Below are 18,999 nucleotides of genomic sequence, written 5' to 3'. Positions count from 1 at the left end.
CCGATTGTCCCCTCTTTCGGCCGTGTCCGCGATTTGCGCTGGAGTGCGCTCCAGCTCGTACGGTCGGGGACATGACCACCGCACAGCACAAGATCGGATCGGGCTTCGGCGCCACCACCACGGCCGCCGAGGCCGTCGCGGGCATCGACCTCACCGGCAAGCTCGCCGTCGTCACCGGCGGCTACTCCGGGATCGGCCTGGAAACCACCCGCGCGCTCACCGGCGCCGGCGCGCACGTCGTCGTCCCGGCCCGCCGCCGCGAGACCGCCGAAGAGACCCTCGACGGCGTCGAAAACGTCGAGGTCGACGAGCTGGACCTGAGCGACCTCGACAGCGTCCGCGCCTTCGCCGAGCGCTTCCTCGCCACCGGACGGCGGATCGACCTCCTCATCGCCAACGCGGGCGTGATGGCCTGCCCCGAGACCCGCGTCGGCCCCGGCTGGGAGGCCCAGTTCGCCACCAACCACCTCGGCCACTTCGCGCTGGTCAACCGCCTGTGGCCGGCGGTCGCCGACGGCGCCCGCGTCGTCTCGCTGTCCTCGCGCGGCCACCACTACTCGCCGATCCGCTGGGACGACGTCCAGTTCGAGCGCGGCTACGACAAGTGGGCGGCCTACGGGCAGGCCAAGACGGCCAACGTGCTCTTCGCCGTCCGGCTCGACGAGCTGGGCGCTTCGCGCGGCGTCCGCGCGTTCGCCCTGCACCCCGGCGGCATCATGACGCCCCTGCAGCGGCACCTGCCGAGGGAAGAGATGATCGAGCGCGGCTGGATCGACGAAGCCGGGAACTTCCTGGTGGAGTTCAAGACGCCGGAGCAGGGCGCGGCGACGACGGTCTGGGCCGCGACGTCACCGCAGCTGGCCGGGCTCGGCGGCCTGTACCTCGAGGACTGCGACGTCGCCGAGCTGTGCCCCGCCGACGCGGAGGGCATGGCCGCGTCGGGGGTCCGCCGGTACGCCGTGGACCGCGACGAGGCCCGTCGCCTGTGGACGCTGTCGGCGGAGCTCACCGGCGTGGACGCTTTCGCGTGATCTTCTGACGTTTGCCGGTCACGGGTTCGGGGTACATCGCGCCCGTGGCCGACGAAGCCGGCAGAACGGGGAACGCGCCGATGGGCGACGCGGACGACGTCACGTGTGCTCGCTTCGCGCTCGACGAGTTCGGCGCCCACCCGCGTTCCCTCCACGACGAACGTCCGCCGTCGGTGCTGGCCGGGCGGTACGACGTCGGCAGGCTGATCGGCAGCGGCGGTACGGCCCGCGTGTACCGGGCCTACGACCTGCGGCTCGCGCGGGAGGTCGCGGTCAAGATCTACGACCGGAACACGGTCGCGCTCGACCAGCGGCGCCGGCTGCGCGAGATGAGCATCCAGGGCAGCATCACCCACCCAGGCGTGGTGGCGCTGCTCGACAGCGGCACCGACCACGGCCGGACGTACCTGGTGATGCAGCTGGTCGAGGGCGAGAACCTGGCGGAGCGGCTGCTGGGCGGCCCGATGCCGGCGGCCGAGGTGACGTCGCTGGCCGACGGGCTCGCGGAGGCGCTGTCCCACGTGCACGCGCTGCGGGTCGTCCACCGGGACCTCAAGCCCGCCAACGTGTTCCTGTCCGCGGACGGCCCGCTGATCGGCGACTTCGGCATCGCCCACGCCCTCGACACGACGCACATCACCGGCACGGGCGTCGTCCCGGGCACGGCGGCGTACCTGGCCCCGGAGCAGGTCGGCGGCGAACCGGCCGGGCCGCCCGCGGACGTGTACGCGCTGGGCTTGATCCTGCTGGAGTGCGTGACGGGCCGGCGGGAGTACCCGGGCACGATGGTCGAGGCCGCGATGGCACGCCTGACCCGCCAGCCGCGGATCCCGCCGGACCTGCCGCCATCGCTGGCCCACACGTTGCGCCGGATGACCCAGCGCGACCCGGCCGACCGCCCGACGGCGGCGGAGGTCCGGCACCTGCTGCACGCCCCGGCACCGACGCTGCCCTGGGCCACCGGGCGGCGCACGTTCGGCCCGGCGGGAGTTTTGCGGCGATGGCATCGGGCGGCACCGGCAGATCGCGTGCAGCGCGGTCGGCTCGGCGCAGTGGGCCGCCGCCGCGCGGCAGCGGATGGGGCGGCGCAGCTCGGCTCCGGCGGCCTCGAGACAGGCGGGTTCGGCCGACGCGGCCCCGCCGCAGACGATCCCGGCTCGCGCTGGCCCGGCGCGAGCGAGCCCGACGACCAGGGGCTGCGCGAATCCATAGCGGGCGAACGCGACTCCGGCCGCCCGATCCACCAAAGCGCGCCCAACCCAGCCGCGAGCAACCCCGGCGAGCGCGGCTTCGGCGACCCCAGCCACCACGACCCGCTCAATTCCCCCGCGGGCGACCCCGGCTGGCGTGACTCCGGCGACCACCACTCACTCCAGTCCTCCGCAGTTCACCCCGGCCGCCGCGGCTTGGTGGAGCCCACCGTGGCCGATGCCGGCGTCCGAGCCACCGGTCCCCGCAGGATCCTCGTCGCCGCGGGGCTGTCCGCGACCAGCGATCCTGCGCGGCGCCGCCGGTTCACCGCCGTTGCCGGGTCGACCGCCGCGGCCGTCGCCGCCGTCTCCGCGCTGGTGCTCTCCGCGCAGGACCCCGGGGCCCGGACTCCGGCGCAGGCTCCGGTGCCCAGCTCGCCCGCGTCCGCCCAGTCCTCGGCGCCGCTCGCCGGGTCGGGGACGCCGGATCCGGAGCCCGGCGCGACCGAGTCCGCCGATCTCGAACCGGCGGCCGTCACGCACGAAAGCCCGGTCGCGCCGCCGAAGAGCGCCAAGGCCGGGAAGCCGCCGAAGACCGAGACCCACGGCAAGGACAAGGGCAAGGGCCCGGGCCACGACTAGGACCTCCGGCTGCCCGATCCGGGCCCAACGGCCCTAGTGGCGCAAACCCATTCGGAATAGACCGGAAGCCGTCGCGAATTGTTTTCCCGAATTCGGACTCGAAGCAATAACGACCGGTAACCGGAACCCGCTCCGCCCCGACACACCCCACGTGTCCGCACCGGCCTCGTTCCGGCCCGGGCACCACCGCCGGGAATCCCCATCCGGCCGGTTCACCGACTTCCGGAGGTCTTGATGAGCGTCCACGCTGCCCTCGCGCGGCCGGTTTTCGGAACACCGCGCGGGCGGCACGCCAAGCCCCGTTCCGCGTGGCCGCGTTTCGCCGCCAGGACGCTCTTCCTCGGGTGCGCGGTGATCTCCACCGCCGCGGTGCTCGGCGCCGGCCGGCCACCGGTGCTGCTCGTCGTGCCCGCCGCCGCGCTCCTGCTGCTCGTCGCGGGCGTTCTGAAACTGCGGACCGCGGCCCGGAAGATCGATTCCATCTTCGCCGAAGAACTGACGGAGGAAACGCCGGTGGAAACCCACGCGTGCGCCGAAATCTCCTGACTCCCGATCATTTCCGGGTTCCGCCAGGCCCGGCGCAGGTGCCGCCTGAGAGCGTCTGGCGACGCTGGTCCGGGTCGACCTGACCGGCGCGCATCTCACCAGAGGCTTCCCCTCCCCACCCCAACATATAGCGGACCTGGGGGCTTGCGGCAAGACCCCGGTGCGGGTCCACAATCCGGGCTCGTCATTTTCTGCGAGGGGATCCTTCATGCGTGTGCTGCTGTCCACGATCGGTTCGCGGGGCGAGGTCCAGCCGGTGCTGGCGCTGGCCTCGGAGCTGAGAGCGCTCGGGCAGGACGTCCGCCTGTGCGTGCCGCCGGACTTCCGGGACTGGCTCGAGGAGCTGGGTTTCGACGTCGTGCCGATCGGCCCCGAACTGCGCTCGACGGCGTCGGCGCACCGCGGCAAGCCGACGCCCGAGCAGATCCGGAAGTCCACCGAGGACACCGTCACGACCCAGTTCGGGACGATCTCCGTCGCCGCCGAGGGGTGTGACGTCCTGGTCGCCTGCGGCGCGCTGCAGTTCGCCACCCGCTCGATCGCCGAACGGTCGGGCGCCGCCTACGTCTACGCGAGCTTCTGCCCGATCACGGTGCCGTCCGAGCTGCACGCACCGCCGCCGATGCCGTGGCGGTCGCCCGGAAAGGCGGAAAACCGCGCCCTCTGGGACGAGGACGCGCGCCGCTGGAACAGCTTCTTCGGCGGCAAGGTCAACGAATTCCGGGCGGCGGCCGGGCAGGCGCCGGTCGACGACCTGCCGGGCCACGTCTTCGGTGACCGGCCGTGGCTCGCGGCCGACGCCGCGCTGGCGCCGTGGCCGGAGCCGGGCGATCCGCGGATCGTCCAGACGGGCGCCTGGATCTGGCCGGACGAGCGGCCGCTGCCGGACGAGCTGCGGGAGTTCCTCGACGCGGGCGAACCGCCGGTGTACTTCGGGTTCGGCAGCATGCGCACGCCGGCCGAGGTCGCCGGGGCCGCGCTCGCGGCGGCGCGGGCGCACGGACGCCGGGCGGTCGTCGCCCGCGGGTGGGCGGACCTCGTCGCGGCCGACGCCCCGGACTGCCTCGGCATCGGCGAGGTCAACCAGCAGGCGCTGTTCAGGCGGGTGGCGGCCGTCGTCCACCACGGTGGCGCGGGCACGACGACGACGGCGGCCCGCGCGGGCGCGCCGCAGGTGGTCGTGCCGCAGATGTACGACCAGCACTACTTCGCGGGCCGGGTCCGCGACCTGGGCCTCGGCGCGGCGACCGAGCCGGGCGTGCCGACGGCCGAGACGCTGACCGCGGCGCTCGACACCGCACTCCGGCCCGAAGTCGCGACGCGGGCGCGGGAGTTCTCGGGCAAGATCCGCGCGGACGGCGCGAGCGTCGCGGCACGTCACCTGCTGACGACGGTGCCGCTCGCGTCCGCCTGAGGCGCGGGCCGCCGTTCGCCGGGCCGGTGACCGGCCTGGCGGGCGGCGGCACGGGATCGCCTGGCGGTGGAGAAGTGGACGGTGACCGCGATCGGCCGACGCATACGCGGGGGAGGTCAGTGCCGCGGAGGCGACGCGACGACCGGACTTTCCTCCTTCCGCAGCCGAAACGCCAGCGCCGGGCACGCGGCCGCCGCGCGGCGGGCCTCCGTCACCAGTTCCGGTGGCACCGAACCCGATGCCACGATCGGGTAGCCCCACTCGTCCAGCCGCACCAGCTCCGGCAGCACGTCCGCGCACAGCCCGTGCGCCCGGCAGCCGATCGGATCCACCGACACCTTCACGCCGCACGCTCCAGGATCCGGCACCGGCCACCGGCCGCGTGCGCTGCCACGTCTGCCTCGAACACCCGCAGCGCGCTCGCCGCGAGGCGGGCCGCGCCGTCCGGGTGCGCGCACGCCCCTCTCCCGGTGAGCAACGGAAGCCTGCGGGCCAGCCGGGCCGTCGAGGGGCCGCCGCGCAGCAGCTCCGCGAAGTCCGCCGCGACCGCCGGGAGCCCGAACATGCACGGCCCGCACTGCCTCGCCGACTCGGCCGCCAGGAACGCCAGCACCTTCGCCGTGTACTCCAGTCCGCAAGCCCGGGCCGGAAGCGCGTACACCGCCGAAATCCCCGACACGCCCGCGGTGAAATCCGCCGTCCACTGGCCGCCGTAACCGCCGACGAGGACCGCCCGCACCGGTTCGGTCTCGCCGCCCGCCGCGGCCAGCACCGTCGCCAGTGAGCCGCCGGGAGCCGTCTCGACGACGCCGGGCCGCCGGACCGCGCCGGTCACCGTGACCAGGTCGGCGCGCGCCGCGCGGTAGTGCTGCGGGCCCAGGAGGATCACCAACGCCAGCTGCGCCAGCGTTTCGACGTTGTCCACGAGCGTCGGCCGGCCGCGCACCCCGCGTTGGTCGGGCCGCGGCGACTTGCCCAGCGGCCGCGCGTCCCCCGACGTCAGGTGGTGGACGAGCGCGGTCTCCTCACTGGCGACGTACCGCCGCGGGATCTCCTCGACGCGTACCGGCACGCGGTCGTCGCGTTCGGCGAGCGCCGCGAAGACGCTCGGCAGCACCGGGCTCCCCGCGTGGACGCAAAGGACGGTCTCCGCGGCGCCGACGGCGTGCGCGGCGAGCTGCAGGCCGTCCAGCACGAGGTGCGGCGACAGCGTCAGCAGCGTGGCGTCCTTGTGACTGAGCGGGTCGCCTTCGCACCCGTTAGCGACGACGACCGAGCGCGGCGCCCGGGCCGAACGCAGCTTGACCGCGGTCGGGAAGCCCGCGCCGCCGCGGCCGCGCAGGTCCGCGGCGGCGACGGCGTCGATCAGCCGGTCGCGGCCGTCGTCGCCGTGGTAGGCGACCCAGGGCAGGACGCCGTGGCGGCGCCGGTGGCCGGCCAGGTCGAGGCGGTGGGGCGGCAGGATGGTCATCGGGTGCCTCCGAGCGGCGAGAGCTTGCGGGTCGCGGTGTCGGCGTCCTGGCGCGTCGCCCGGAAGGCGACGCCGCCGAGCACGGCCAGCACGCACAGCACGTCGAGGGCGACGATCCAGCCGTACGCGGCGTCGTTTTCGGCCATGCCGAAGCCGTGCACCAGCGCGACCGGCCAGCACAGGTAGGCCAGCCAGTGCACAGCGCGCCAGGCCCGCGGCGGGATGCGCGTGCGGACGAGGCTGGTGACGACGATGGCGAGCAGCAGGTCGATCGCGACGGCGCCGAGGCCGACCCAGAGCGGCTGGTAGGCCGACCCGAACGGGATGACGACGTCGAGCCAGCTCAGCGAGACGTAGCCGTCCAGGATCGCCGACGCGATGTGCGCGGTGAGGAACGCGAGGCTGGTCAGCGCGAGGTTCCGGTGCAGGGCGGCGACGGTGAACCGCGGCCACTCCCGGGTCGCGAACCGGCCCGCCCCGAGCGCGCCGAGGACGACGACGCCGGTGAAGAGCACGAGCGACACGAGCCCGGTCGCGCGGCTGAAGTACCAGACGGCGGAGCTCATGCGGCGATCCTTTCGGCGGGCCAGCCCGGAGTCGTGACGACGTCGCCGGCCTCGGAGGTGAGCCGCGCGGGCAGCCGTCGTTGCGCGAGCCAGCGCGGCGCGTCGGCCCCGAGGACGACGGCGGCGGTGCTCGCGGTGTTGGCGTCCACAGTGGACTTCGCGGCGACGGAAACGGTGCGCCACAGTGGTTCCGCGACGTCCCCGGTGCGCGGGTCGACGATGTGGTGCACGGTGCGGTCGGCGTGGCGCCAGCGCCGCCGGGTGGTCCCGGAGGTGGCCAGCCCGCCGGTGTTCAGTGCGACGCTCGCGTCCGGGCGGGTGACGGCGTCGGCGTGGTCGTCGCCGAGCGCGATCTGCCAGCCGCCAGCGGGCTCGGCACCGGCGACGCGGAGGTCGCCGCCGAGGTTGACGAGGACCCCGCACCCGAGAGCGGCGTGGATCCGCCGGGCGGCCCGGTCGGCGGCGAGGGCCTTCGCGGTGGCACCGAGGTCGAGGTGCACGCCGCGCGGGAGGACGACCAGGCGGAGTGCGGAGTCGAAGAGCACGCGGTGCCACCCCGGCGCGGGCATCGGGTCTGCCGTGGCTGGTCGTGAGTGAGAAACAGCGTTCTAACCCTGTGCCGCAGCTCAGGACATCGCCGACAGTTGATGTCTCAGGACATCGCGGACACTGATCGGCCTGTCGGTGTGGTGACCAGGGCTTTTGTGGTGATCATGCGGCGATGGGCAGAACAGGGTTTTCGATGGATCCTGAGTTCGTCGCCGCGGTCGCGCAGGCCGCTCACGGCGAGAAGATCAACGTGGCGCGGTTCTGCCACGAGCACGGCGTGTCCCGGGACACCTTCTACAAGTATGTAACCCGGTTCCGCACGGAGGGAGCCAGCGGGTTCACCCGCCGCAGCACTGCCCCGCACCACCGCCCCAGCACCCTCAGCGCGGCGGTGGCCGAGGCGGTGCTGCGGGCCCGCAAGGAACTGGCCGAGGCAGGCCTCGACAACGGCCCGATCTCCATCCGCTGGCGGCTGAAGGACGCCGGGGTCACCCCGGTCCCGTCGCGGGCCTCGATCCACCGGATCCTGTGCGCCCACGGCCAGATCGTCCCGCAGCCGCGCAAGAAACCCCGGACCCGGCGCCGGTTCACCTACGCCGACCCCAACGGCTGCTGGCAGATCGACGGCATGGAGCACCACCTCGCCGACGGCACCAAGGTCTGCATCCTCCAGATCCTCGACGACCACTCCCGCCTCGACGTCGGCTCCTACGCCGCCCCCGGCGAAACCACCGCCGACACCTGGACCGCGCTACAACACGCCTTCGCCGGCTACGGCGTACCTGTAAAACTCCTGTCCGACAACGGGCTCGCCTTCACCGGCCGCCACCGCGGCTGGATGGTCGAACTGGAACGCCACCTCGCCGAACTCGGGGTCACCAGCATCGCCTCCACCCCGCACCACCCGCAGACCTGCGGCAAAAACGAACGCCTCCACCAGACCTTGCAGAAATGGCTCGCCGCCCGACCACCCGCCAAGAACCTTGCTGCCCTGCAACAGCTTCTCGACGAATACCGACAGGAGTACAACAACCGCCGCCACCAAAGCCTCGACGGTCAGACACCCCAGCAACGCTACGACGCCCGCCCCAAAGCCACCCCCGCCACCGGGCCCCGCCGGCCCAGCGGCGTCACCACCCGCCCCGTCTCCGCCACCGGCGTGATCGCCTTCTCCGGCTGCTCCATCGTCCTGGGACGCACCTGGGCCGGGCACGCCGCCACCGTCTACTGGCAAGGCGACCGCGTCACCGTCATGGTCGACGACACGGTCGCCCGCCAACTCACGCTAGACCGCTCGGTACGCTACCAACGCCTCACCAACCAGAAACTGTCCGGAAAGTCCTGAGACATATCTGTCCGATATGTCCTGAGACAGCGCACAGCGTTAGAACGCTGTTTCTCACTCACGACCCCCAAGTCCGCGCCAGCCTCGACCAGCGCGAAGTCGCGGTCGTACCCAAGCGCCCGCACCGCCGCCCCGACCGTCGGGTCCACCAGGCCGCCCGTCAGCCGGGCCGCGCGCAAGGCCGCCCCCAACGCCTCTGCCAGCAACCCGCTGACCCGGACCTGGCGCCCGGCCTGCTCGTGCAGCCGCGAGATCTCCGAATCCGCCCGGAACCGGCTGCACGCGAGGTCGATCGCGTCGAGTTCCTCCCGCAGGAGCGACGCCGCGGTCGAGAGCCGCGACGGGTCGGTGACCAGCACCTCCGCCGTCGTGCCCAGGGCGCGGAACGACGTCGACGCCGTGGTCACGACGCACCCGAGCCCGTGTGCGCGCTGCCCGAACCGGAGCTCACGCTGCCGTCCGAGGACTGGAGCTGGTCCTGGGAGCTGGCCGAACCGGTGGACGTGGAGGTGGAGGTGGTCGTGCCGTTGGACGCGGACGCCGTCGAAAGGCCGAAGCCGATCGCGCCGGCCGTGGCGGCGCCCAGCACCGCCACGGTCGCCGTGACCAGTGCGGCCTTGCGCCTGCCGCGCTCGCGGCGGGCCGCGCCGCCGTTCGTGGTGGGTTCCATGCGACCGAGTCTCGGCGCCGTTCCTTTGAGCGACCTGGGAGCGACCTGTCAAGTCCCTGGCTGTCCATTGTGGACACCTACCTTAGGAGGTTGACACCGGAAAGCCATTAACCCACTCTTTCCCTTGTCCGCCGGAGGTTTCCTGGTGTTCACGAACCGGACCACGACACGCCCACGAACCGGCCCGTGGGAGTGGGCATCATGAGGCGCCCCCACCCGCCACCGTTGGAGGACCCATGATCCGCAAGCGGATCTTCGCCGCCTTCGCCGCCGCCACCCTGGTCACAGCCGGTGTCGTCACCGCGACCGTCATCACCCGGACGGACGAGCCCGCGGTGCAGCCCACCGCGTCGACCGTGCCGGCGTTCGACCACGTCGTCCTCGTGATGTTCGAGAACAAGAAGTACTCCTCGATCGACGGCAGCTCCAGCGCCCCCTACTTCAACACCCTCGCCGCGCAGAGCGCGAAGTTCACCAGCTCCTTCGCCATCACCCACCCGAGCCAGCCCAACTACGTCGCCCTCTTCTCGGGCGCGACGCAGGGCGTGACCAGCGACGCCTGCCCGGCCGACCTCGGCGCGAAGGCCAACCTCGGCCAGCAGCTGATCGGCGCGGGCAAGACGTTCAAGGGCTACTCCGAGTCGATGCCCTCGGACGGCTACACCGGCTGCTCCAGCGGCACCTACATGCGCAAGCACAACAGCTGGGTCGACTTCTCGAACGTCCCGGCCGCGAGCAACGTCCGCTACTCGAGCTTCCCGACCGACTTCACCCAGCTGCCGACGGTCGCCTTCGTCACGCCGAACATGTGCAACGACATGCACGACTGCTCGATCGGCACCGGCGACACCTGGCTGAAGAACAACCTCGACGCCTACGCCCAGTGGGCCAAGACGCACAACAGCCTGCTGATCGTCACCTTCGACGAGGACAGCGGCACGTCGGTCAACCAGATCTTCACCAGCTTCACCGGCGCGCACGTCAAGGTCGGCAGCTACAGCGAGTCGATCAACCACTACACCGTGCTGCGCACGATCGAGGCGTCCTACGGCCTGCCGGGCATCGCCGGCGCCGCGAGCAAGTCGCCGATCCTCGACGTCTGGCAGTAACCGCGTGTACCTCTCCACCATCGGTCGCCGGGAGCACGCCGCCAAGGGCAAGCTCTCGGCGATCGGCGCGAACGTCTTCGCGCTCGGCGCCGTCAGCCTGGTCACCGACGTCTCCTCGGAGATGGTCACCGCCGTCCTGCCGGTGTACCTCGTGCTCGGGTTGCACCTGAGCCCCGCCGCGTACGGCCTGGTCGACGGCCTCTACACCGGTGCGACGGCGCTCCTGCGGATCGTCGGCGGATATGTCGCCGACCGGGTCCGCCGCCGCAAGGTCGTGGCCGGCGTGGGCTACGCGCTGTCCGCGGTCGCGAAGCTCGGCCTGCTCGCGGCCGGGGCGTCGGCGGCCGCGATCGGGGCCGTGATCACCGTCGACCGCACCGGCAAGGGCCTGCGGACGGCGCCGCGGGACGCGCTGATCACGCTGTCGGCGCCGGAGCCGCTGCTCGGGCGCGCGTTCGGCGTGCACCGCGCGATGGACAGCATGGGTGCCTTCGCCGGGCCGCTGGTCGCGCTCGCCGTGCTGGCCGCGGTCGGGGCCACCGACCCCGAGGCGTTCGACGCGGTGTTCGTCGTCAGCTTCTGCGTCGCCGCGATCGGTGTGCTGCTGCTGGTGCTGTTCGTCCGCGACCACCGGACCCCGCGGCCCGCGAACCCGGTCTCACCCCGGGCCGCGGCCGCCCTGCTGCGCGGCGCGGGCGTCCGGCGGCTGCTGGTGGCGGCGTCCGTGCTCGGGCTCGCCACGGTCGGCGACGGGTTCGTCTACCTGCTGTTGCAGCACAAGGAGGACATCGCGACCGGCTGGTTCCCGCTGCTCGCGGTGGGCACCAACCTGAGCTACCTGCTGCTGGCCGCGCCGCTCGGCGCGCTGGCCGACCGCGTCGGCCGGCTCCCGGTGGTGCTCGGCGGCTACGGCGCGCTCGCGCTCGTCTACCTGCTGCTGGCCGGCCCGGTGTCCGGCTGGCCGCTCTTCGTTCTGGCGCTGGCGTTGTACGGCGGTTTCTACGCGGCGACCGACGGCGTCCTGATGGCGCTGGCCGGTCCGCTGCTGCCGGAGTCGTTGCGCACCACGGGGATCTCCCTGGTGCAGACGGCCCAAGCGCTCGCCTACTTCGCCTCGTCCGTCCTTTTCGGACTGGCGTGGCAGTTCTGGGGCGCCGGGCTCGCGATCGGCGTCGCCGCGGGCGGGGCGGTGGTCGCCATCGCCGTGACGTTCGTGGTGCTCTCGCCCCGGAAGGCGGCTTCGTGAAGACGCGGATCCTGATCGCCGTCGCCGGCGTGCTCGTGCTGGCCGGGGCCGCGGTCGCGTACGTCGGGTTCGCCAGCGCGCGCGGCCACGACGTCGCCGCGACCGGCGTCGTGACCCTCTCCCCCGGCCCGCGGCTGCTGTTCCGCAGCACCGCCGACGCCGACCGCGGGCACGTCGCCACGGTGTCCGCCACCGACCCCGGCGGCGCGCGGACGGTGTCGCCGCTCTCGTGCGCCCGGGTGTACGCCGCCGGCGGCACCGGGATCTGCCTGCGCCAGGACGGCGACCTGACCACCTACCAGCTGGTGGTGCTCGACGCGCAGCTGACGGCGAAGCGGGAGATCCCGCTGGTCGGGCTGCCGAACCGGGCGCGGGTGTCGGCGAGCGGCCGGATGCTCGCGTGGACGGTGTTCGTCACCGGCGACTCGTACAACGGCGGCATGTTCTCCACTCGCGCCGGCATCCTCGACACGGTGACCGGCGATCTGGCCGGGACGCTGGAGGACTACGCGGTGACGCTCGACGGGAAGCCGTACCAGGCCACGGACCTCAACTTCTGGGGCGTCACGTTCACCCGCGACGACCGCCGCTTCTACGCGACGATGTCGACGGCCGGGCACCGCTACCTCGTCGCGGGCGACTTCGCCGCGCACACGATCCGGACGCTGCGGGAGAACGTCGAGTGCCCGTCCCTGTCGCCGGACCAGGCGCGCGTGGCGTTCAAGTCCGCAGTGGACGGTGACCCGGCCAAGGGCTGGCGGCTGTCCGTTGTGGACCTGGCGACGTCGAAGGTGACGCCACTGGCCGAAACCCGCAGCGTCGACGATCAGCCGGCGTGGCTCGACGACCACACGATCGGCTACGGAGTTCCCCGCGGGCCGGGCCACGCGGACGTCTGGTCGGTCCCGGCCGACGGCTCGGGCGCGCCTCGCCTGCTGATCCCGGACGCGGAGTCGCCCGCGGCCCTCAGCGACGCCGGTACTGGGCGATGAGCACGCCCTTCGTCGTCGGGACGCTGCTGGTGAGCGTGAACTCGGTGAGCGGCGCGGGGCCTTCGAACAGGCGCCGGCCCGCGCCGAGGGTCAGCGGGTGGATCAGCAGCGTGTAGCGGTCGACGAGGCCGGCAGCGTGCAGGGCGTGCACGAGCGAGGCGCTGCCGATGACGGACAGGTCGTTCCCGGGCCGCGCCTTCAGCTCGGCGACGGTCTTCTCGGCGTCCCCGGCGAGCAGCACGGACTTCGGCCAGGCCCCGGCGTCTTCCAGGGTGGTCGAGGCGACGTACTTGGTGGCGGCGTCCAGGTGGGTGGTGAAGGGGTTGCCGTCGTCGCGCCCGGCCCAGGCGGCGATGAAGTCTTCCCAGGTCCGCCGCCCGAAGAGCAGGTCACCGGCGCGGCTCATGCCCTTGCCCATCTCCCGGGCCAGCACGTCGTCCTGGTAGCGGGTGCCCCAGCCGCCGTGGGCGAAGCCGCCGCGGGTGTCCTCGTCGGGCCGGCCGAGGCCCTGCACGACGCCGTCGAGGGTGACGCTCATGGTGACGTGGATCGCTCGCATCGGGGGTCCTTTCGTTCAGGTGGCTGGTCACCTCCTGAACGAACGGCGGGCCCGCGGATCGACAGCGACGTCAGTCGAGCCGGCGCAGGCCGTCGAGGATGCGCCGCATCAGCTCGGTGTCCGGCGCGGCGAACGCCAGCCGCGGCACCAGCACACGGCCCGACGGCGGGCCCGGGGGCGGGATCGTGCGCGGCACCCGCCACGGCAGCCGGTCCGGGGACGAGTCGCGGCCCGTCTGCTCCGGGATCGGCAGGGTCGGCAACGCGATCGTGCCCGCTTCGGCCAGCCGCACGGCCGCCTGCTCGAAGCGGAGGCGGGCCTGGATGCCGGCCACCGTCCAGTCCGGCTCGGAGTCCGGCGTGACCGACACGCGGCGTGGACGGCGTTCGAGGGCGATGGCCCACGCCGCGGCGGCGAACGCCGGGAGCAGCAGGCCGGCGACGATGGCGAAACCGGGCAGATCCGCGGCCATCAGGAGGCCCCGGTGACAGGTAGCAGCATGGCGTTCACTTCCGGACTTGCGGTTCTTCCGAAGCATGGCCGACACCTGGATATTCGACGTGAACGAATGTTTAGCGGACCCCGGAACCCCATCATGAACGACGGGCAACGCTCCCGCAAGCGGCCGAACGGGGTGGCCCGTCCGGCCGGTGAAACAGCAGGTCGGAACCGGTTTTCGGGTAGCCGGAACAAGCCCCTCACCCAGTAGTACGGGCGCCGGCGGCATCCGGTTCACTTTATTTCTCGAAAACTCGTGCGGGCCGCCGCGAACGCACGGAATGCGCTTGGCGACCTCACTCGTGGCACCGACGCCGGCGCTCGCCGGCAAGCGTCAGCCCAGCGAGCAGGAGCGAGCCAGGTCGGCGGGCGTCGCCCCGGCCGGACGCGCGATCGTCCCCGAAGCCGGTGGACGGACCCCGCGCAGCCACCCGCCCAGCGCGTCGAACGCCGTCCGGAAGCACGGCCCCAGCGGCCGCAGCCGGTCCGGGTAAGCGTCGACGAGCCCGTCGACGTGGTTGCCGTCGGCCACCCGGTAGTACCGGTGCAGCGACCCGCGGCCGGCCGAAGCGATCATCTTGTCGTACACGTCGGAGTCCTGGCTGATCGGCAGCAGCGTGTCGAGCGTGCCGTGCAGGGTGAGCAGCGGCTTGCCGATCCGCCCGGTCAGCGAGATCCGCTCCACCGCCCGCGCCACCGACGCGGGCCGGGAGGCATACGCGTAGTCCGCGTCGCACGACGGCGTTCCCGAAGCACAGAAAGGAGTTCCGGCCTCAGTGGCCCCGTCGAACGCCGGGTCGACCTCCTCCCGGTAGATCCGCTGCGTCAGGTCCCAGTAGACGCGGTAGTGGTAGTCCCACAGGAACTCCGACCCCGGCGCGAAGCCGGCGTCCAAAATGGACTGATGTGCTTGCGAAGAACCCGCCGCGTAGGCCGGGTACGCCTTCAACGCGGGCGGCAGGAACGTGAGCAGGTTCGGTCCGTCGGCACGCCACAGCGTCCCCTCCCAGTCGACGCCCCCGTCGTAGAGCCCCGGCCGGTTCTCCAGCTGCCACCGCACGAGGTACCCGCCGTTGGACAGCCCGGCGGCCAGCGTCCGCGCGACCGGACGGCGGTAGTACCGCGCCGCGGCCGAACGAGCGGCCACGGTCAACTGCGTGACGCGCGTGTTCCACTCGGCCAGCGCGTCGCCCGGCCGGACGCCGTCGTCGTAGAACGCCGCGCCGGTGTTGCCCTTGTCGGTCGCGGCGAACGCGTAGCCCTCGGCCAGCGCCTGGTCGCCGATCGCGCGGTCGTTCGCGTACTGCCGCCGCACGCCCGGCGAACCGGAGACGACCAGGCCGCCGTTCCACCGCGAAGGCAGGCGCAGCACGAACTGCGCGTCGTGGTTCCAGCCGTGGTTGGTGTTCGCCGTCGACGTGTCCGGGAAGTACCCGTCGACCTGGACGCCGGGGACCGGGGCGTAAGTCGGCAGCCCGGCCGACGTCAGCCCGGCCCAGTCGGCCTCGACGGTGTGCCCGGACGCCAGCGTGCCGGTCGTCGTCAGGTCGTCCAGGCACACCGACACGGATTTCTCGGCGCCGGGCACGCCCACCCGGCAGCGCCCGGCCGAAGCCGACGCCGACGCCGACGCCGACGCCGGCAGCGCCGCCGCGAGCGCCCCCGCCAGAACCACAACCAGCCATCTGCGCACGGTCCACCTCCGGGTTCGGATGGAACAGAACCCAAGCGCGTGCGCCCGGCGGCAGCCACCCCGCCGGTCACCATGAATCGCCGCGGGGATGTGGTGGACGGCCACATGGCCGGAACCGCGTGACCGATTTAGCGTCGCTGGAAACCCTCTCAACGACGAGAAGGACTCCCCCATGCGCAAGCTCGCCTTCGCCGGACTCGCCGCGATCACCGCCGCCGTGCTCACCACCGTCGGGGTGGCCGCCGCCGATCCGCCGCCGTCGTCCCTCGTCCAGGTCGCGAACTTCGGCGCCAATCCGGGCGCGCTCGCGATGTACACCTACACGCCGTCGGGGCTCGAGGCCGGCCGCCCGGTGGTCGTCGCCCTGCACGGCTGCACGCAGAGCGCGAGCGACTACTACGCCCACTCCGGCTGGCCCGAGCTGGCCGACCGGTGGCGCTTCGAGGTCGTGTTCCCGCAGACGTCCACCGCGAACAACTCGCTCAAGTGCTTCAACTGGTTCTCCACCGCCGACGACACCCGGGGCAACGGCGAAGCCGCGTCCGTCAAGTCCATGGTGGACAAGGCGGTCGCCGACCACGGCTCGGACACCTCGCGCGTCTTCGTCACCGGGCTGTCGGCCGGCGGCGGGATGACCGCGGACCTGCTCGCCGCCTACCCGGACGTCTTCGCCGGCGGCGGCATCGACGCCGGGCTGCCCGCGCAGTGCGCCACGAGCGTCACCGAAGCGACGAACTGCCAGCAGAACGACCAGAACCTGACCCCGGCGCAGTGGGCGTCCCGCGCGAAGGCCCAATACCCCGGCTACAGCGGGCCGTGGCCGCGCGTCGCGATCTGGCAGGGCACCGGCGACTACACCGTCTACCCGGTCAACGGCACCGAGCTGCGCGACCAGTGGACGGCCGTCCACGGCGTCTCCCAGACGCCGACGAGCACGCAGTCGCTGCCCGGCGGCACGACGTTGACGAACTACGCCGGCCAGGTGCAGCTGTACTCGATCGCCGGGATGGGTCACGGCACGGCGGTCGACCCGGGCACCGGCCCGACGCAGTGCGGCAGCACCGGCGCGTACTTCCTCGCGGGCATCTGCTCCAGCTACTACACGGGCGTGTTCTTCGGGCTGGACCAGGGATCCGGGGGCACGACGACGACCACCGCACCGCCGACCACGACCACCCAGCCCGCGGGCACCTGCGTGAACGCCAGCAACTACGCCCACACCCAGGCGGGCCGGGCGCACCAGAGCGGCGGACAGACCTACGCGAACGGCTCGAACCAGGCGATGGGCCTGTGGAACACGTTCACCACGCACGCCCTGCGCGAGACGTCACCGGGCTACTGGGTCCTCGCCGACGGGCAGTGCTAGCGGAAGATCGGCATCGGCGAAGGTCGTACCCAGGCGGCTCGGTCAGCCGGCCGAGCCGCGCGGAATTCCGGTCAACAGCCCGGTCAGCAGCACCGCGGTCAGCCGCCGAGCCTCCGGACCGGTCCGCGCCGACGCGGTCGCCGTCAGCGCGAGCCGGACGTCCTCGAGCGACACCTGGGGTCGCAGAACGCCGTCGGCGCGGGCCCGCTCGACCAGCCGCGCGAACGCCTCGGCGTGCGCGCGGCGCCGGTCGGCGAATTCCGGTCCTTCGAGGACGCCCACGAGCCCGGGCTCTTCGACCCGCCACTCGCCGAACCGGTGGAACGTGCGGGTCAGCGCGCGGCGGCTGTCCGGGTCGGCGAGCGCGGCCCGCAGCCGGCCCGCGCACCGGTCGACCTGGCCGGCGAGCACGGCCGCGAGGAGGTCGTCGCGCGAGGGGAAGTGCCGGTGGACGGTCGCGGGCGCCAGGCCCGCGCGCCGCGCGATCTCCCGCACCGGCAGGTCCGGGCCGTCGCGCGCGAAGGCCGTGTGCGCGACCGCGACGAGGCGGCGGCGGTTGTCCTCGGCGTCGGCCCGGCGTTTCCGCGTCAGTTCGCCCCGCACGGCTCTCACTTCCCCGCTCGTCGCCGGTGATCACTCCTAGCGTAGGCGTGGTCAGGGTGGCCGATGTGGAGGAGTGATCGTGTTCGCAACCCGGTTCGAGCGGTTCGGCCCGCCCGAGGTCCTGTCCGTCGGGGAGCTTCCGGAGCCGCACGCCGGCCCGGGCGAGGTGCGGATCCGCGTGCGGGCGGCCGGAGTGTCCCCGGTCGACCTGATGATCCGCGCCGGGAAGTCGCGTTCGCCGATCACCCTGCCGCACATCCCGGGCGTGGACGCCGCGGGCGTGATGGACGAGGCCGGTCCCGGGGCCGAGATCGGCGACGAGGTGTTCGGCGCGGTCGACGTCGCCCGGCTCGGCGGGGCGACCGCCGAGTTCGCGGTGCTGGCGTTCTGGGCCGCGAAACCGGCGGCGATGCCGTGGGAGCAGGCCGGGGCGGCGGGCTCCGGGATCGAGACGGCCACCCGCGCGCTCGGAGGCAAGCTGGTCGTGGCGGTCAGCGGGTAGTCGTCCGGACGGTCGCGGTCCACTCGGCGGGCCCGCCCGGGGCCCGGTCGCCCAAGGCGATCAGGGCGCAGTCGCGGCCCTGGGCGAAGAGCGACTGCGTGATGGTCGTGAGCCCGGCGCGGGCGGCGTCCGGGTCGTCGTCCCACCCGGCGACGGCGAGGTCTTCGGGCACCCGCAGGCCGCGGCGCTTCGCCGCGTCGAGGACGGCGAAGGCGAGCTGGTCGCTCATGGCGATCACGGCGTCGGGCTCGGTGTCGAGCAGCGCGTCGGCCGGCTTCGCGGCTTCGTCGCGGTCGTTGCGGGCGACGACCGCGACCCGCAGGCCACTCGGGTCGCCGAGGTGGTCGTAGATGCCGAGGAGCCGTTCGCGGGTGACGGGGAACGCGATGTCGTCCGCCGCGGGCGCGGTTTCCAGCCTCGGCCGGCGGTGGCGGTCGAAGGGGAAGCTCAGCACGGCCGGCCGGAGGGCGCCGGGGAACGTGCGCGCGGCCAGCTCCCGTGCGGACGCGCGGTTGTCGATGCTGACCACCTGGGCCCCGGCCATGGCAGGTCCGCCGTGGATCGCGACCGGCTTGCCGAGCCCGCTCACGACGTCGAGCACCGGATCGGTGTCGACGGTCGTCCAGACGATGTAGCCGTCGACGGACGCCGACCGCACGCGCTCGACGTCGTCGTCCGCGCCGGTGGTCGGGATGAGGTTCAGCCCGCTCCCGCGTTCGCGGCAGACCTCGGCGACGCCGGCCAGGAACCGGCGGGCCTGCGGGTCTTCGAAGGCGTAGGCGAGGTGTTCGCCGAGCACGACGCCGATCGCGCCGTTGTGGCGGCGGCGCAGGGAGCGCGCGGTGGGGTCCGGCCCGCGGTAGCCGAGCTCGGCGGCGACCTCGCGGACCCGGCGCAGCGTCTCGGGCGCGACGCGCTCGGGCTGGTTGTAGCAGTACGACACGGTCATCGCCGAGACGCCGCAGCGGCGCGCGACGTCCGCCATCGTGGGTCTGGACATCCGCCCA

General features: G+C 73.1%; 20 protein-coding genes and 1 pseudogene. 10 read left to right on the top strand and 11 right to left on the bottom strand.

Going from position 1 to position 18,999, the window contains the following annotated elements; translation table 11 throughout:
• Positions 1–71: 71 nt before the first annotated feature.
• The 4 genes from OG738_RS28330 to OG738_RS28315 all read left to right on the top strand — a co-directional run bounded on the left by OG738_RS28330 (position 72) and on the right by OG738_RS28315 (position 4,823).
• Positions 72–1,031 carry an SDR family NAD(P)-dependent oxidoreductase gene (locus tag OG738_RS28330; protein WP_329045416.1) on the top strand — a complete coding sequence of 320 codons (960 nt, stop codon included), beginning with the start codon at positions 72–74 and terminating at the stop codon, positions 1,029–1,031.
• A 44-nt stretch (positions 1,032–1,075) separates the two neighbouring features.
• Entirely contained in the window at positions 1,076–2,863 is a 1,788-nt protein-coding gene (locus tag OG738_RS28325) for a serine/threonine-protein kinase (protein ID WP_329045415.1), read from the top strand.
• Positions 2,864–3,097: 234 nt separating this feature from the next.
• The gene (locus OG738_RS28320; protein WP_329045414.1) at positions 3,098–3,409 is read left to right on the top strand and encodes a hypothetical protein; all 312 of its coding nucleotides are present in this window, start codon (positions 3,098–3,100) and stop codon (positions 3,407–3,409) included.
• Between the two features lie 208 nt (positions 3,410–3,617).
• A complete protein-coding gene (locus OG738_RS28315) occupies positions 3,618–4,823 on the top strand; it encodes a glycosyltransferase (RefSeq protein WP_329045413.1) in 1,206 nt (401 codons plus the stop codon).
• A 116-nt stretch (positions 4,824–4,939) separates the two neighbouring features.
• Here OG738_RS28315 and OG738_RS28310 read toward each other — a convergent pair whose 3' ends face one another.
• From OG738_RS28310 to OG738_RS28295, 4 genes are read right to left on the bottom strand one after another with little or no spacing between them, the layout of a single operon-like run.
• Positions 4,940–5,167, bottom strand: a complete 228-nt coding sequence (locus OG738_RS28310) for a ferredoxin (RefSeq protein ID WP_329045411.1) — start codon at positions 5,165–5,167, stop codon at positions 4,940–4,942.
• A complete protein-coding gene (locus tag OG738_RS28305; RefSeq protein WP_329045409.1) occupies positions 5,164–6,294 on the bottom strand; it encodes an NADH-ubiquinone oxidoreductase-F iron-sulfur binding region domain-containing protein in 1,131 nt (376 codons plus the stop codon). The genes OG738_RS28310 and OG738_RS28305 overlap by 4 nt, the downstream gene beginning before the upstream one ends.
• Positions 6,291–6,860 (bottom strand): ferric reductase-like transmembrane domain-containing protein, encoded by a 570-nt coding sequence (locus OG738_RS28300; RefSeq protein WP_329045408.1) that lies wholly within the window; start codon positions 6,858–6,860, stop codon positions 6,291–6,293. The genes OG738_RS28305 and OG738_RS28300 overlap by 4 nt, the downstream gene beginning before the upstream one ends.
• A complete protein-coding gene (locus OG738_RS28295; RefSeq protein ID WP_329045406.1) occupies positions 6,857–7,429 on the bottom strand; it encodes an FAD:protein FMN transferase in 573 nt (190 codons plus the stop codon). Before OG738_RS28295 ends, OG738_RS28300 begins: the two co-directional genes overlap by 4 nt.
• Positions 7,430–7,602: 173 nt before the next feature.
• On the opposite strand from OG738_RS28295, the gene OG738_RS28290 reads away from it, so the two are divergent.
• Complete coding sequence (locus OG738_RS28290) at positions 7,603–8,754, top strand: IS481 family transposase (RefSeq protein WP_329045404.1); 1,152 nt, start codon at positions 7,603–7,605, stop codon at positions 8,752–8,754.
• Here OG738_RS28290 and OG738_RS28285 read toward each other — a convergent pair.
• Both OG738_RS28285 and OG738_RS28280 read right to left on the bottom strand, forming a co-directional pair.
• The gene (locus OG738_RS28285) at positions 8,712–9,161 is read right to left on the bottom strand and encodes an FAD:protein FMN transferase (protein WP_329045402.1); all 450 of its coding nucleotides are present in this window, start codon (positions 9,159–9,161) and stop codon (positions 8,712–8,714) included. The genes OG738_RS28290 and OG738_RS28285 overlap by 43 nt on opposite strands.
• A complete protein-coding gene (locus tag OG738_RS28280) occupies positions 9,158–9,424 on the bottom strand; it encodes a hypothetical protein (protein ID WP_329045400.1) in 267 nt (88 codons plus the stop codon). Before OG738_RS28280 ends, OG738_RS28285 begins: the two co-directional genes overlap by 4 nt.
• Before the next feature lie 236 nt (positions 9,425–9,660).
• Here OG738_RS28280 and OG738_RS28275 point away from each other — a divergent pair, with 236 nt between their 5' ends.
• The 3 genes from OG738_RS28275 to OG738_RS28265 are packed head-to-tail and all read left to right on the top strand — an operon-like array spanning position 9,661 to position 12,771.
• A complete protein-coding gene (locus OG738_RS28275) occupies positions 9,661–10,533 on the top strand; it encodes an alkaline phosphatase family protein (protein WP_329045398.1) in 873 nt (290 codons plus the stop codon).
• 4 nt (positions 10,534–10,537) lie between these two features.
• On the top strand, positions 10,538–11,779 hold the full coding sequence (locus tag OG738_RS28270) for an MFS transporter (protein ID WP_329045397.1): 1,242 nt from the start codon (positions 10,538–10,540) through the stop codon (positions 11,777–11,779).
• The gene (locus OG738_RS28265; RefSeq protein WP_329045395.1) at positions 11,776–12,771 is read left to right on the top strand and encodes a TolB family protein; all 996 of its coding nucleotides are present in this window, start codon (positions 11,776–11,778) and stop codon (positions 12,769–12,771) included. The genes OG738_RS28270 and OG738_RS28265 overlap by 4 nt, the downstream gene beginning before the upstream one ends.
• Here OG738_RS28265 and OG738_RS28260 read toward each other — a convergent pair.
• The 3 genes from OG738_RS28260 to OG738_RS28250 all read right to left on the bottom strand — a co-directional run bounded on the left by OG738_RS28260 (position 12,746) and on the right by OG738_RS28250 (position 15,503).
• Positions 12,746–13,330: a dihydrofolate reductase family protein gene (locus OG738_RS28260; protein ID WP_329045394.1), complete on the bottom strand. Its 585-nt coding sequence runs from the start codon at positions 13,328–13,330 to the stop codon at positions 12,746–12,748. The two genes, OG738_RS28265 and OG738_RS28260, sit on opposite strands and share 26 nt — an antisense overlap.
• A 70-nt stretch (positions 13,331–13,400) precedes the next feature.
• A complete protein-coding gene (locus tag OG738_RS28255) occupies positions 13,401–13,802 on the bottom strand; it encodes a hypothetical protein (protein WP_329045392.1) in 402 nt (133 codons plus the stop codon).
• 360 nt (positions 13,803–14,162) lie between these two features.
• Positions 14,163–15,503 carry a 3-hydroxybutyrate oligomer hydrolase family protein gene (locus OG738_RS28250; protein ID WP_329056863.1) on the bottom strand — a complete coding sequence of 447 codons (1,341 nt, stop codon included), beginning with the start codon at positions 15,501–15,503 and terminating at the stop codon, positions 14,163–14,165.
• Between the two features lie 190 nt (positions 15,504–15,693).
• On the opposite strand from OG738_RS28250, the gene OG738_RS28245 reads away from it, so the two are divergent.
• The gene (locus tag OG738_RS28245) at positions 15,694–16,887 is read left to right on the top strand and encodes an extracellular catalytic domain type 1 short-chain-length polyhydroxyalkanoate depolymerase (RefSeq protein WP_329045390.1); all 1,194 of its coding nucleotides are present in this window, start codon (positions 15,694–15,696) and stop codon (positions 16,885–16,887) included.
• A 42-nt stretch (positions 16,888–16,929) separates the two neighbouring features.
• On the opposite strand, the gene OG738_RS28240 is transcribed toward OG738_RS28245, so the two are convergent.
• Positions 16,930–17,499, bottom strand: a complete 570-nt coding sequence (locus tag OG738_RS28240) for a TetR/AcrR family transcriptional regulator (RefSeq protein WP_329045388.1) — start codon at positions 17,497–17,499, stop codon at positions 16,930–16,932.
• Between the two features lie 70 nt (positions 17,500–17,569).
• Between OG738_RS28240 and OG738_RS28235 the strand changes: the two are divergent.
• Positions 17,570–17,959: pseudogene (locus OG738_RS28235) on the top strand (alcohol dehydrogenase catalytic domain-containing protein); the annotation flags it as partial.
• A gap of 22 nt (positions 17,960–17,981) precedes the next feature.
• Here OG738_RS28235 and OG738_RS28230 read toward each other — a convergent pair.
• Positions 17,982–18,992 (bottom strand): LacI family DNA-binding transcriptional regulator, encoded by a 1,011-nt coding sequence (locus OG738_RS28230; protein ID WP_329045386.1) that lies wholly within the window; start codon positions 18,990–18,992, stop codon positions 17,982–17,984.
• Between the last annotated feature and the right edge of the window lie 7 nt (positions 18,993–18,999).

Origin of the sequence: Amycolatopsis sp. NBC_01488, assembly GCF_036227105.1 — a bacterium.
Classification (GTDB): domain Bacteria; phylum Actinomycetota; class Actinomycetes; order Mycobacteriales; family Pseudonocardiaceae; genus Amycolatopsis.
This window is presented reverse-complemented; position numbering and strand designations above follow the sequence as displayed.

Excerpts from the sequence above, each read along its gene's own strand:
- OG738_RS28290 (WP_329045404.1), top strand. The coding sequence starts at position 7,603 with ATGGATCCTGAGTTCGTCGCCGCGGTCGCGCAGGCCGCTCACGGCGAG.
- OG738_RS28275 (WP_329045398.1), top strand. The coding sequence starts at position 9,661 with ATGATCCGCAAGCGGATCTTCGCCGCCTTCGCCGCCGCCACCCTGGTC.
- OG738_RS28315 (WP_329045413.1), top strand. The coding sequence starts at position 3,618 with ATGCGTGTGCTGCTGTCCACGATCGGTTCGCGGGGCGAGGTCCAGCCG.
- OG738_RS28330 (WP_329045416.1), top strand. The coding sequence starts at position 72 with ATGACCACCGCACAGCACAAGATCGGATCGGGCTTCGGCGCCACCACC.
- OG738_RS28255 (WP_329045392.1), bottom strand. The coding sequence starts at position 13,802 with ATGGCCGCGGATCTGCCCGGTTTCGCCATCGTCGCCGGCCTGCTGCTC.
- OG738_RS28230 (WP_329045386.1), bottom strand. The coding sequence starts at position 18,992 with ATGTCCAGACCCACGATGGCGGACGTCGCGCGCCGCTGCGGCGTCTCG.
- OG738_RS28280 (WP_329045400.1), bottom strand. The coding sequence starts at position 9,424 with ATGGAACCCACCACGAACGGCGGCGCGGCCCGCCGCGAGCGCGGCAGG.
- OG738_RS28245 (WP_329045390.1), top strand. The coding sequence starts at position 15,694 with ATGCGCAAGCTCGCCTTCGCCGGACTCGCCGCGATCACCGCCGCCGTG.
- OG738_RS28320 (WP_329045414.1), top strand. The coding sequence starts at position 3,098 with ATGAGCGTCCACGCTGCCCTCGCGCGGCCGGTTTTCGGAACACCGCGC.
- OG738_RS28305 (WP_329045409.1), bottom strand. The coding sequence starts at position 6,294 with ATGACCATCCTGCCGCCCCACCGCCTCGACCTGGCCGGCCACCGGCGC.
- OG738_RS28260 (WP_329045394.1), bottom strand. The coding sequence starts at position 13,330 with ATGCGAGCGATCCACGTCACCATGAGCGTCACCCTCGACGGCGTCGTG.
- OG738_RS28300 (WP_329045408.1), bottom strand. The coding sequence starts at position 6,860 with ATGAGCTCCGCCGTCTGGTACTTCAGCCGCGCGACCGGGCTCGTGTCG.
- OG738_RS28295 (WP_329045406.1), bottom strand. The coding sequence starts at position 7,429 with ATGCCCGCGCCGGGGTGGCACCGCGTGCTCTTCGACTCCGCACTCCGC.